This is a genomic window from Vibrio sp. 10N.222.49.C9 (genome assembly GCF_041474985.1).
In the GTDB taxonomy this organism is placed as follows: domain Bacteria; phylum Pseudomonadota; class Gammaproteobacteria; order Enterobacterales; family Vibrionaceae; genus Vibrio; species Vibrio crassostreae_C.
The window spans coordinates 70,728-84,435 of the sequence record NZ_JBFRVD010000033.1; the positions used below are offsets into that span (position 1 = coordinate 70,728).

The window sequence follows — 13,708 nt, forward strand, 5'->3', positions numbered from 1 at the left end:
GGCTAACCCCTTTTTTATGCGTTATTAATAGCACTATTTGTTAAAGCGATCTATTTGCTAAGGAAAGCTTAAGCTGAAGGTTGCTCTACAGGTTTAGTGTCTGCAGCTTCTGCTTCTGGAGACTTGCCTGTTTTACGCTTGTACTTCTCTTCCCAGTAAGTTGCACCTTTAATGCCTAGTTTTACAGGGTTGAATGTGTACTCAGTTACGCCTTGTTTCTGCTGTTCTTCGTAGTCAGCTAGAGCTTTAAGCGCAGGCTTAGACATGAAGAAGATGATCAGAATACCAACGATGTTTAACCATGCCATCAAGCCAACACCAACATCACCCATTGCCCATGCAAGGTTCGCTGTTTTAACTGTGCCATAGAAAACGGCAGTGATAAGAACAAGCTTAAGTACGAACATCATGCCAGGGATCTTGATGGTACGACGTAGGTAAGCAATATTCGTTTCTGCGATGTAGTAGTAAGCAAGAATCGTTGTAAATGCGAAGAAGAACAGAGCAAATGCGATGAATGGCTTACCAATGCCTGGTAGTGCACTTTCAATAGCAAGCTGTGTAAATACAGGACCATTCGCACCGATGTTTGCTGCTAGGTTCTGAACAAGGAACACACCCTCAGCGCCGCCGTGAACGTTGTAAGCACCAGTGATGATGATCATGAACGCTGTAGCAGAACATACTAGAAGAGTATCGATGTAGATAGAGAATGCTTGTACCAAACCTTGCTGAGCTGGGTGATCAACACTTGCAGCCGCTGCCGCGTGAGGACCAGTACCTTGACCCGCTTCGTTTGAGTAAACACCACGTTTAACACCCCAACCAATTGCAGCACCGAAGCCTGCCATAGGTGTGAATGCATCACCAACAATCATTGCGAAAACCGTTGGCACTTGGCTGATGTTTAGCAGAATGATAACGAACGCGATGATGATGTAAGCCAATGCCATGAAAGGAACAACGATTTGTGTGAAGTTCGCAATACGTTTAACACCACCAAAGATGATGAAAGCAAGGATGATAGCAACAACAGTACCGGTGAAAATTTTAGCGAAACTGAATGTACCGACAGCTGTTTCAATCATATCACCTGATCCAAATGCAGCTTCTACAGCATTACCAATACTGTTTGACTGAACACCTGGAAGCAAAATACCACATGCAAAAATAGTCGCGATAGCGAAGATCCATGCGTACCACTTCTGACCCATTGCTTTTTCAATGTAGTAAGCCGGACCACCACGGAACTGGCCTTCGTCTTCTTCTTTGTAGATTTGCGCTAGCGTAGATTCTGCGTAAGCAGTTGCGGCGCCAAAGAAGGCTACAACCCACATCCAGAATACGGCACCTGGGCCACCGAAACCGATAGCGGCAGCAACACCAGCAATGTTACCTGTACCGACACGGCCAGATAGCGAAACGGCTAGAGCTTGGAAAGACGAGATGCCTTTTGATGAGCTTTTACCCGATAGTAGCAAGCGCCACATTTCAAAGAAGTGACGGATTTGAACAAATCGAGTCATGATGGAGTAGAACAAACCTGCACCTAAACATAGGTAGATAAGTACTGGGCTCCAGATTATTCCATTCAAAAAATCAACGAATGACTGCATGAGTATTTTCCCTGTTAGTTTTGCTTATGATTGTTTTTCGAACAACACAATACTTCACTTGTAACCCGAGTGTTAAATTATTTAACTGCGCATTAGGATTACTGTGACATAAAGCAAGTTATAGAGGGTGTTTGTTAATGCTTAGTGCTAATTCTAGAATCGTTCCATTTAATCTGATATGCAACTAGTTGTGATTTGTTGTGTTTTGAAAAGTGAATAAATAGTGATTAATACAGAAAGGGGATCTTGAGGTGCGCATAAGAAACGAAATTGCGCAAAACAGCGGTTAAAGCCGATTAGCATAAACGGCTGACATATGGATGGTGGGATAAGTAGGTTGGAATATATCACCTGCATCAGGTGAGCTAGCAGGTCTATGAGACTATGGCTTTTGAAGGTTTGATAATTGAGGCCTTAATATCTACCTAGTAAAAGTTGTTAATTTGATGCCTGTTTCAAACAACTACGAACCCTCGCGCCTGTAATTCTTTAGCGAACTCAGACTGAGTATTTGGCTCGCCGTGAATCAAATGCACCTCTTTCGGTGGAGTCGCGATGCCGTCTATAAATTGGTAAAGATCCTCTTTATCAGCATGGGCAGAATAGCCAGACATGCCATGAATTTGAGCATTAACCTCAACGTCTTTGTTATCAATAGAAACCTGTATTTCGCCTTGTTGCAGCTCTCGTCCGAGCGTCCCGTGCGCTTGATAGCTCGCTAAAATTACATCGGTTCGTTTATCGGGAAGCAAGGCAGATAAGTAGTTCATTATCCTACCACCCTGACACATCCCAGAAGCTGCGACCACAATCGCGGGTTCACCTGTCGACTTGAGGCGATTCACGATTTTCTTGTGCATTCTATGTCCATCGACGGTAATGCACTGCTCAAAAGCGAGTGGGTGGCGTTCCAGTTCAAGACGCTGCTTTGCTTCTTGTCCCCACAACTCTTTAAAGCGTCGGTATGAACGTGTCACTTTCTGAGCCATCGGAGAATCGAGAATAATAGGAATATCGCTACTGAGTTGATGCTCAAAGATCAGGTGCTCGATATCAAACAGCAGTTCCTGAGTTCTGCCGATACTGAAGGCCGGAATTAGAATAACGCCACCGTCGAGCAGTGAACGATCAATTATTGCTTTGAGGCGCTCAGCTCGCGTAGCGATATCATCATGAGTACTGGTGCCATAAGTGGATTCGATAAACAGATAGTCGGCTTGTCGTGGTGGCTTAGGATCGGGCAGTAGTGGTGTGTTACTTGGGCCCAAATCGCCAGAGAAGACTACCACCTCTTGGTTGGGTAACTTAATCTCGATATAGGCAGAACCTAAGATGTGCCCCGCAGGTTGAAAGCGAGCATACAGAGTATTTGGCCTATCATGATCCTTTCCGTTGTTTTGCTGTTTAGACGTGATTGGAAACCATTCCCCGTAAGGCTTGGGAGCAATTAACGAATGAATCTTTTTGAGTATCAGCTTCGACTGTTTATTGCTGAGTCCTTGCAGCTTTAAGCCATCCTCAATCATTAAAGGGGCAAGTTCAGCGGTGGCTTGCGTGCAATAAATCGGTTGGTTAAACCCACTGGCGAGTAACCAAGGTAATCGGCCAATATGATCAATGTGAGTATGGGTCAGCAGCAGAGCGTTGAGGTGGGATGTTTCAAATTCAATATCAAGAGGGCGAGTGTCCGCACATTGAAGCTTTTTACCTTGAAGATCTAAACCTTGAAAAAGGCCACAATCGATGAGCACCGCTTGGCCTGAATCTCTTAGCTCGTGACAAGATCCTGTGACAGTATGTTTGCCACCATGGTGAATCACTTCCATCGTTTGCTCCCATTGCTCTATAAGGCAGATAACGCCTGTTTTTATTTTGCGGATAAGCGCCAGCAAGTAAAACAAGAACAATGAGAGTTGCGATCGTTGAGTGTCTTTTTAAGTAACTGAGCGATGACTCAGTGGTTTCGTTGCGAGTTAGTTCGTAGAAGAACGGTCTGAATCCAACTCTGGTTTTTGCTGCGCCTCTAAACGAGCCACTTCGGCATCAAGCTCTGCTATTTTCTCTGCCATGAGTGCGTGACAGCGATTGGCCAGCTCTCTTGCGTCGCTAAGCTTGTATCCGGATACATCGATAGGTTCCAGCATCTCGGTGATCACAATGCCATTATTGGCTCGATTCAAGTCGATCTTATTGTGCGTGGTGCTGGTACACATCGGGGTGATAGGCACACCAGCTTCGATTGCCATTCGGAAAGCGCCCGTTTTGAATGGCAATAGTCCACGCCCTTTACTACGGGTTCCTTCCGGGTAAACCCAAACAGACAGATCTCTCTGATGAATCGCTTCCGCCACTTGCTTGATGGTATCGCGTGCTTTGGACTTATCTTCGCGGTTAATCATGATGTTACCGGTGATCCAATACAGCAGGCCAAAGAAAGGCACGTACAACAAATCGCGTTTGCCCAATGAAACAGTGCGTGGTCTTAGCATTCCTGGATCGGTCACAAAGTCCAATATGCTTTGGTGGTTAGATATGTAGACGCTGTTCTCTGGCGTTGGGGCATTGTCTAGGCCGCGCTGTACCAGTTTTACACCGATGATCTTTTGGAGTTGGTTGAACCAACGACAGAAAACGTACACATGCTTGGGGTTCTTGGGGCTAAACAAGCAGTAAACAAAAGCACATAGAGTGGTGAAAATAATAAACACCGTAGCCAAAATAATACGAAGAACAGCAAGCACAATTCACTCCTTACTCACCGCAGGTGGCAGTGATTAAATAGTTTTAGATGCTTGAAGTTTTCACTCTATTTAACCGAATTGCAACAATTAACTGTGATAGGGGGCTATTTTTAGATCTTTATATAAAACAAGGACTAACAATGGATGTTTGACACAGTTATCGAGCTTACACGTGTTCACCAGTAATGGCTCATGATCACCAATACTGTTTATTTGGATCCAACTCTTCTACCCATTCCGGATCTTGACGCGATTCTAAGTAGAGTTGTAGGCCGTTATAAGACATGAAAGCTGCAGGGCCGCCGAGGTGCTCGAAATAGTCAAAATACTCATCTTCGAGAGCACAAAGGTGGGCTAAATCTTTAACCTTGTTAGCCAGGGCCCACTGAATAGCAAACACAGGCGCTATTGAGCCTGAAATATTCACCTCTTCGACGTTTGGGTTAAACATTGAATTAGCTTGCTCAAGCAGTATCTCTTCTTGTTCAGACTCCTGTTGCAGCACCTCTTCGACGATCTCCGAGCGCTTGGTATTAGAGACATTCTTGTTCAGCTTGGCGATTCGCAGTGCGTAGCTAAACCTTTCTGATGAAACGATGTCGACAAGCTGCGACAACAGCTCTTTGTCTACGCCTGCTGCCTTGGTGAAATAGTCGATACATGAATTGATTGAGGCATAACGAGTACCGTCAAACTCAAAGCCACTGGTTTCGTCGTATACCTCAAGTGGGATGTCATCAACCGACAAAGGCCAGCCTTTATAATCGACGCGTTGCTTGGCGATTTGATACATCTTCCAAGCGCTGCGCCCAAACCCACCGAGCGTCGAACCCGAGAAATCAGAATCAATAAGCTCTTGCTCCGTCCAGTTCTCACCGATGCCAAGGTGCTTAGCGTACTTGTCTATCAGAGTGTGTTTTATCTGATCGCGCACAGACCAAATTGAGGTCAGATTCTTTGAATAGTTAATTCTCGCACACTCATTACAAGCCGGCAGTGCGATCGGTGAATGGCCTATCTTGGCAACTGCCTGCGCTGTCTTAGGGAATTCAACAACATCATTGGAAGGTTCACCACAAAACCAACAGCTGTGGCGCAGGTTGAATGGGGTATCTATGTGCGAGTATGTGTTCATTAGTCTTTATCGGCTAGGTGCTTGAGGCGAGTTAATCATCTTCAAACAATTATCTCTGTTCGCACGTCAGCTTGCACCTTGTTTGTTTTTGTTTTTCTGACGAGATCAATTCGAGGTGTGACTCGCCTGATGAACTCATTAGGTGGATATTGATATAAAACAGTCACTAACGATAAATGCTGATTGGTGTGGCTGAACTTACATGAGCTGCTAGCAATCGCCTAAGCTCCCCATTACTATTGAGATAGACTCCTTACTCCAATAGCGCATATGTCCTCATCGATTCCTTTTTACGATAAAAATGCTGATCAAAATCAGTAGATGTGGACTGAATTGAAGGGAATATCGATTTGGAGAAATAGAGTCATTTAAGTCCACTTAGTTTATATAGCGAAATTAGCATTGATTCCCGCTATTTTTGTATAGCTTTTTCAATATAGGATTCTACTCATGGAAAAAAACAAATGTATATGGTAGAAAGTTCATAAAATTTCGTATAAAAGCCCCCTGTCAGTTTGAGGTGACACGTAGTATGGATCGTTCGTTAGTTGATACATTTAGCCTTATCAAGGCCCATGAATTATTACTTCCAGATTTTCAGAGAGACTATAAATGGAATATTCCAAAACAACAAAGTCTCATGGCTTCAATTTTGCTCAACTTTCCTGTGGGGAGCTCACTCATTCTTAAAGGTCATTCTGATGATTTTGCTTTAAGAAAAATTGGTGAAACGGGGCAATTTAGCACTGGTTCTTCGGATCCTTGTGAGTACCTTTTAGATGGGCAGCAACGTACCACTACGTTATATAATGCTTTTAATGATGTATACAACTTCTCAAAGTTTTCGACACTAGAAGAACTGACTGAATTCGTTTCGTTAAAAGCTAATCCAATGAAGGTGCGTTGGTTTATTCGAGTTCCTGTTTTAGGAACTGTTAATGAATCTGTTACTGATTTGTTCGGGGCAAGTAAGGTTAAATTTGACAAGGAGACTGCAGACCTATTTGAACCTGATGACATTATTGATGTTTTTAATGGTGAAACTTTTAATGAAAAAAACAACAAAGGTGTTAGTAAGTGGTTTTCTCCCTACTATCAATTAAAACTGCTTCTTGAAGGTAAAACAGAACCTCAAATTGCCACTCAGTTTGTAGAAGATTGTGTTAACAGAGGTATGATTCCTTTGTATTTAGTTGGCTCTAAACCCGCCTTGGTCAGTCGAATATTAAAAGGTATTGCGGAAAAGAATGCACAAGCTATTCGAGATGAGTTCGAATTAGACTTTGAGCATATTAAATCGAATTATGATAGCGCTCAAGTTTTCGATGGCTACTCTTCGATAGAGGAATTCGAAAGTGATGGGTTAGTTTATTCAGATGAGTTGGATAACATCTTTGTGAATTGCAAAAATGATTGGCAAAACGATGTAAAAAACTATCTCATTAAAGATATTTATGAAACATACTCTTTAAGCAGCATTGTTACTGATGATATTCGACGTGCAATCCCAATATTTTGTCATCTGAACGACGGTGGAATGCCCCTTGATGATTTTGATTTGGTTTCAGCAAAAGCAGCGAAGAAGCTTCCAACTGATACTGTAACTTATTCAATGAGCACAATCGTTCGTAATATGTTTAGTCATCCATTTATCCTTTGTGACACATTGAAATATGACACCAGTTCACGCTCAGGTTTATTGGATTTTTCTAACTTTGACCTGTTAGAGGACGGGCTACCTAAGGGCTATGTATCGAAAGCGATTCTTGCAATTTGTACAGCGTTAGCAATTAGAGAAAAGTCTAACTCAGGTGATTTCATAGTTAAGAAAAAGGATACTAGTTCAAAAACCTTATTGAGCTTGGACACTGAGACTATTCGAGAGTATATGGAAATAGCAACAGAAGCAGTACAACGTGCTATTTCATTCTTAATATGTAGATGTGGTGTATATAACGGGAAGAAATTACATTACAAGTTGATGATTCAACCTATAGCCTATGTGTTAGCTGATGATGGTATTTGGAATAGTCAGTCTTCTTTAAAACGAGTGGAATATTGGTATTGGTCTAGTGCCTTTTCTGGGCGTTACTTATATGACCAAAGTGCAGTAGTTATAGAAGATATCAACCAGCTCTACGATTGGGTTAAAAATGATGAAGGTTCTATTATATTGGGTAGAGAATCTAAGATTTTCGATGATGATAAATATTGCTCTAAGGATCTTCTAACACAGAAATTAAATGAATACCCTAAAGAAGGCATTCACTCTTTAATTTTGCAGTATGTTTTAAGTGAATCTTCTAGTTATGACTTACTCGCTGATAGAAATGAGCCTCTAAATAGTTACCAATTGAATACTAATGGAGATGTAACGCTATGGCCTACAGGTTCTTCTGGTGGATTGAATGATCATCATATTATACCTTTGGGAATGATTACTGGATTAGGAGAGAAGACTGAAGAAATTAGAAAAGATCCTAACCATAAACTCAACACTCCATTAAATCGAGTGTTGATATCTAGCGATGCTAATAATGCAATTAGTTCTATGGATCCATCCCGATACTTCGCTGATATACCGTCAAACAGTATCGTTTTACAGTCTTTATTGATTGGTTCTACTTTTGGAACGATCTCGACGTCTTCTAGTGAATCTGCTATTTCGACTGCTTTAGAAGAAAGGTTTGACAATTTGGTTAAATCGGTTGGTTCAAGGCTATTAAAGCTTAGAACTTAATCAATATATAAAAATGAGTGGCTGCTGCCACTCATTTTTGAAGGTCTATTTATAACACGTCACACAAGCACCACCACCTTCATCAAGGTCGTACATTGCATCCATATCTAATGTGTCAATTAGCATACTTTCATCTACCATAGCATGCATACCTAAACGACGCTTACGCTCGCGAGCTTTTTTCTTCTCAAAGCGTTTCTGCACTTTTTCGTGGTTTGCTTTAATTTGAGCAATACGAGTAGGGTCTTCTAAAGACTCTAGAGGTTCGTTTGGACCCATCCAAAAGAATGTTTCACCATTCGCACTTGTTTCTGCTCGCTTCTCATAAGATTTTGCTTCAGCAAAAGCTTCTGGGTGTCGTTCCATAAGACGAACCCACTCAATTTTACGTTGGAAGAAACAAAATGTGCATCCTGAACGAGAGCGCCACTCATAATATTTTGGCAAACCGAGTCCTGCACTATCAAGAATATCAAGTACGCCTTGCTTCTTAATACCGTCATCAGCAAAAGGCATTTTTATCTTCAAGTACTTTTGACTTTCATTAGGACGGTAGCCGTCTCGCCAAGGTTCATCAGCACGAATGCCTACATAAGACACTACTTCATACCCTTCGTCTAAATAAGGCTTAATCCACTTTTCAAATGGTTCAAGCTTCATACGAATAGTGCACCAGCGTTGCTGTCCTGCAGGTAAGAAATTGTTGTGCTGTTCTAGCCAGTAATCAAACCCTTTTTTATCATTTATATGAGATATTGGTTTGCCAAGAACAATTTCTAGTTGCTCTAGATAATCGTAAACTTCTGGTAGTTCTTTTCCGGTATCAGTAAAGAAATAATCGATGTCGATCTCAGGATAATTTCTTGCCATGTAAACCGCTAGGGCAGCACTGTCTTTGCCACCAGAAAGCCCGAGAACATGTTTAATTTTACGTTGTTGACTCATGATTAATACCTATTCATTTAACCTTGAGCTTCCAGTGCTTGTTTCAATAATGTTTGTAAAACATGTATGCGCTCGAATTCATCCATTTCTAATTCTTTTAAGGTGTGCTCTACATGCTTAATTCTTTTATCGGCATTGGCTTGCTCTACAATGCGAACTTCTTTTTTATATGACTGCAGTTGACCGTCATTACCTTCCAGGACGAGAGATACTAATTTAGTTTTTATCTCTTTTACCTGATTATCTGGCGCTGTATCGGACGATTTAACGACGCTTAAGAAGTCTTGAGCAAATTCACTAATCTTTGTTGATGCAGTAAGCAGCAGGCCTTCATTCCAACTTTGCTTACCACGGCCAATTACGATCTGAATCATGCTTTCTAGCCACTCAAGTAGACCATCTTCGCTTTTTCCTAGTTCTCGAGCAAAAGCTTTCAGGCGAATATCTCCCGCTTTTTGTTCAACTAGCTGGCACATAGATTTAAGTTCTTTTCCGCTCTCAGGGAATAATGTTTTTACCTTTTGCTTGATATCTTTGAGCATCAACTCGTGCTTGCTACGCAATACTTTGAAGTGATGCTCCAATAGATCTACTTTTTGAGTAAACGTAAGCTCACTTTTAGGATCGAGGTATTTAGGTAAATCTACAATCAACAAAGCATGAGGATCGTTAGCTTGCAAGAACAGGTCTCGAACTGAGATTAGCTTCTTATTTTCAGTATAATCAGCGTCGAAGTCGTGTGCGTTCTTAACCCAATTAGGTAAGTTGTGCATAGTTGTAACTAATGGACTAGCAACAGATAAAATATTATTCGTTACATCTCTGTTAGTTTCAGCTGCGGCAAATGAAGCTAAAAATTGCAGCCACTCTTGCTCTGATTTATCTAAAACAATGAATTTAACGGCTAGATCTTGTGGCGACTTAATTAACTTATGTACATAGTCAACATCAGGCTCTGCGATAAATGCATATTCACCACCAAGATCTTTTTCATAAAAAGCAACTTTATCACCCAGTGATTTTAAGAATGCGAGTAAGAAAATCGGTGTAACACCTTGCGTAATCCCATAAGGTGTTTTGCTCCATAGAGAAACTATTTCTGATAAGCGAACGTTGCGACCTGAGTTTTCTATCAAGTAATCACTTGCGGCATCGAATAGGGCTTTTAGCTTCGGGTCAATATTCGCATCATGGTGCCAATGTTTTTCATTTTCAGCTTCAAACGTATGAATAGCTGTATTTTTTAGGCAGCTAATATACATGGACATCTCTGGTGGATGACCAGTAATCCCCAGACTCTCTTCACCTTCTTGATCTAACATTGCTTCAAGCAATTTCTTTAGAGCGGAGACAGCAGTACCTGATAGCTTATTACGGTTCACAAGCTCGTTCATTATTACTGGAGTTGCATTGAATACTTTTTCTGCAGTGTCACTTACGATAGTACTCAATGTCTTAGTGTCACTTCTTTGCCCAAAACAATACCAATCAGCATTACTAAACGCCTCATTGATTGCATTATCTAAAGCAATTTCGGCATTGATCAAGCGACCATTGTACTCTTTTTGAGCGACATTATCGTGCTGTAAAGTTGCGCCAATCTCCTTGTCTGATTTTATTAGCTCAAGTGCATATAGTTCTTTTGCAAGGGCGGTAATTTCATCAGAGCTCTTAGCGCTCGCTAGGATGAGGGTCGGATATTGTTTCGATACGTCTTGGAGTTTTTTTTCATTAGTTTGGTTTAGTAGCAAAACCAAGTTTGCAAACTCACCTTTACGCTCGGCAATTAGGTGTTGTGCAAATTCATCATCAAAATTATCAGAGATAGATTGCTCAGCCCAACGCAAAGTGCCGACTTTGTGGTAGTAACCTTTTGCAATAATCTGCTTTGAGAAAACAATATGGTTAATGGCTTCGTTACTCGTACCTTGCTGTTCAATTTTCTCTTCGATTAAACTTGGAATATCTAAGTCAGAGCCTTCAAATACGACCCATGAAGACAAGTGCTTACGGTAGATGATACAGGATGCATTTTTTAAACTGTGCAAATATTCATCCAATTCTTCCTGATCATGTACGTTTGAAGCTGCGAGCAGCATTTCTTCTGTTGCAGATAGGTTTGCCGGTTTTCCAAATAGAGTAATGAGTGCAATAGACTTCAGAATTTCAATTGCCTTCTCTGGTACTTGCTTTTTAGTTGCTTGGCGAATTGATTCTGTAGCTGCAGCCCAACCATGACCATCCGGAGAACCAAGGATTGCGTGCTCTAAGTTTACCTCTAGGTAATCCCAAAGGTGTTCTAGAGTATACCGAGCATCACGATTTACGTTCTCTTTCAGAAACATCTGGAAGCTATTTTGCTCATGGGAGTTTAAGAAGCTAAACGTACTACGCTCGTTCTGACTGAATCGGCGCTTTGAAATTGGTCCAAGAATTAGAGCCGTTAAAGGGTGCAGAGGTACACATTGCTCGAGGCGCTGTTTCAACTGTTTCTTACGATCAGATTTATTTTTATCCAATGCTTCCAGTACTTGCTGGACGACACTATCATCTGAGTTGTCGATAGACTCAGAATGAGTGATAGACTTACCTATTAAAGCAACGGTTTCATCCGTTGAAACATTGTAAAGAATGTCATTATAACGACCTTGGATCTTCCCCCACTCTTCTTGGAGTTTTGTGCCACGATCTTTTGCGTACTCACTAAATGCTTGGTGAAGAAGACCAACAAAAATTACAGGTGTATCAATTCGGCCTAGTACCTCGGCTAAATCTTGAAAAAGATGAAGTTCACCACGATTCTTGTTTATGAACTCAAGGCTCTTCCCCATTTCATCTGCAAGTAGCAGTACGCCATCAACCAAGGTATTAGCTTCTGTAAAAAGTGATTCCCAGGTTTCTATTAGATGAGATTCACTTTCTATTTCAATTTTGCTGTATTTGTTATGCAGTTGTTTTGTTGCAGAGTGCTCTAAAAGAGCATCAAGTGTTGCGTCCCAAAAGGTATTGACTGGACTATTTACACCACCCACAGAGCGGATTTGTAGCCAACCTTTTGAATAAGCGATACTTTGAGCAAGTAAGTCTTTTGAGTCTTGGTTAATAACTTCAAGTGCCGCCTTACGCATCTCAGCACTTTCGTGCAGCAAACCGGTAAGAAGCAATGCTATAGTAGATTTACCTGAACCATACGGACCAGTTAGTGTGTAAGCACTTTGACTTGTCTGTGAGTATTGTCTAAAGAGAGTCTCTAAGGCAGACTGCGCTGTACCGTGATACACCAATCCTTGAAAAAATTCAGGGCTAAGATCGCTATCAATACGTGTAGAACGTTGTTGTCTGGTTGCAATCGAGTATTGTTTGTTAAGCGTCACGTCTTATTCCCCGTGATAATAGTTTTCTAGGAACATTGCAGGATCTACTTGTTGTAAATCTTCAAAGTTATGTTGAACTTGTCTTAGGCCTTGGGTATCAGTCCAAGCAATTTTACCTTTACTTAATATCTCTAGTTCGTCTAGCTTTTCACTCAATCCACTTGTGGTTAAGCGGAATACGCGGCCCGGAGAACCTACATCGTTTAATAGTGAATCGAAAGATAAGGTATTGTTATTGTTGATTTTTTTACCATCGCTATCGAGTTGTTTTCGCATCATGTAATCAATTAAAGCGTATCCAAATACAGCAGTAGGTAGAGACTTTTGTAGTGACAATTCTGCACGGTAATCTTTAGCAGACTCTTGAGAAATAAGGCCTAACTCTGTGAAAGGTGAAGTAAAGCTATCTTCGTTGACTTTCGTTGCGGCAGTTGTTTTCACGGCGTACATTTGAAAAAGACAGTCAATGTCTTTTTTTAAAGTTGCATCTGTAACAGCTCGCTCTTGCTCTTTCGCTTTTTCGTGATTTTCTAAAGAGAGCTGAATATCTTTAGAAAGCTGCAATTTATCGACACGAACTCCATTGAAGTAGTTAAAGAACCAGCGAGCAGTATTGAGTTCAGCATTTTGAGAACCAATTGATTGCATCAGCCAGTGAAGTAACCAAACAGTTCCTGTTTTGTCTAAGTACTCATCGAATGCGTTGTTCCCTACAAAGAGTCTTTCTGCAAGTTCCGTTAGTTTATAGGTTTGCTTTTTTTTATCAGTGCATTCAACCAAGTTCAGCACACGAATCCAATGTCTGACAGAAAGAACCATGTTTTTACCCATGCCCATAGATACCATCTGTTCTTCTATATTCTCTTTACTAGATAATGAGTTACCTTTAATAACCTCTTGAATTATCTTGTAAATCCAACCATATCTAATCGGGAAGGTTTGATGCCCTGAGAACTTTAGGACGTTAGACTCGATGCTCAATGTGAATACCTTGTAGTGTTAATTGGAGATTTTATCCAAACAGAGTTGAGATTGTATCAGATAGACGCTTAGCAACATAGGAACAAAGCTTTAATTGATGCTTTATTCATACGATAACTAATTTATGGTATATCGTACATGTGGCTGTAGATATAGAAAAGCTTTAATGCTATAAA

The 13,708-nt window shown here is 41.0% G+C and carries 8 protein-coding genes; 1 reads left to right on the forward strand and 7 read right to left on the reverse strand.

Annotated elements, in window-relative coordinates:
- Positions 1 to 68 precede the first annotated feature (68 nt).
- The 4 genes from AB4585_RS15020 to AB4585_RS15035 form a co-directional block, all read right to left on the reverse strand.
- Positions 69 to 1,616 carry a sodium:alanine symporter family protein gene (locus AB4585_RS15020; protein ID WP_017069529.1) on the reverse strand — a complete coding sequence of 516 codons (1,548 nt, stop codon included), beginning with the start codon at positions 1,614 to 1,616 and terminating at the stop codon, positions 69 to 71.
- Positions 1,617 to 2,071: 455 nt separating this feature from the next.
- A complete protein-coding gene (locus AB4585_RS15025; protein WP_372170146.1) occupies positions 2,072 to 3,442 on the reverse strand; it encodes an MBL fold metallo-hydrolase in 1,371 nt (456 codons plus the stop codon).
- A gap of 147 nt (positions 3,443 to 3,589) precedes the next feature.
- Positions 3,590 to 4,357: a 1-acylglycerol-3-phosphate O-acyltransferase gene (locus tag AB4585_RS15030; protein ID WP_017065917.1), complete on the reverse strand. Its 768-nt coding sequence runs from the start codon at positions 4,355 to 4,357 to the stop codon at positions 3,590 to 3,592.
- A 196-nt stretch (positions 4,358 to 4,553) separates the two neighbouring features.
- Positions 4,554 to 5,492: a hypothetical protein gene (locus AB4585_RS15035; RefSeq protein ID WP_372170149.1), complete on the reverse strand. Its 939-nt coding sequence runs from the start codon at positions 5,490 to 5,492 to the stop codon at positions 4,554 to 4,556.
- A 532-nt stretch (positions 5,493 to 6,024) separates the two neighbouring features.
- Here AB4585_RS15035 and AB4585_RS15040 point away from each other — a divergent pair.
- Positions 6,025 to 8,232, forward strand: coding sequence for a DUF262 domain-containing protein (locus AB4585_RS15040; RefSeq protein WP_146492993.1), 2,208 nt, complete (start codon positions 6,025 to 6,027; stop codon positions 8,230 to 8,232).
- Positions 8,233 to 8,277: 45 nt separating this feature from the next.
- On the opposite strand, the gene AB4585_RS15045 is transcribed toward AB4585_RS15040, so the two are convergent.
- Genes AB4585_RS15045 through AB4585_RS15055 form a run of 3 tightly spaced genes read right to left on the reverse strand, consistent with a single transcriptional unit; the run spans position 8,278 to position 13,532 of the window.
- On the reverse strand, positions 8,278 to 9,177 hold the full coding sequence (locus AB4585_RS15045) for a phosphoadenosine phosphosulfate reductase family protein (protein ID WP_372170151.1): 900 nt from the start codon (positions 9,175 to 9,177) through the stop codon (positions 8,278 to 8,280).
- Between the two features lie 17 nt (positions 9,178 to 9,194).
- Positions 9,195 to 12,551, reverse strand: a complete 3,357-nt coding sequence (locus AB4585_RS15050; protein WP_372170152.1) for a hypothetical protein — start codon at positions 12,549 to 12,551, stop codon at positions 9,195 to 9,197.
- Positions 12,552 to 12,554: 3 nt separating this feature from the next.
- Positions 12,555 to 13,532: a DUF4007 family protein gene (locus AB4585_RS15055; RefSeq protein ID WP_372170154.1), complete on the reverse strand. Its 978-nt coding sequence runs from the start codon at positions 13,530 to 13,532 to the stop codon at positions 12,555 to 12,557.
- Positions 13,533 to 13,708: the final 176 nt, after the last annotated feature.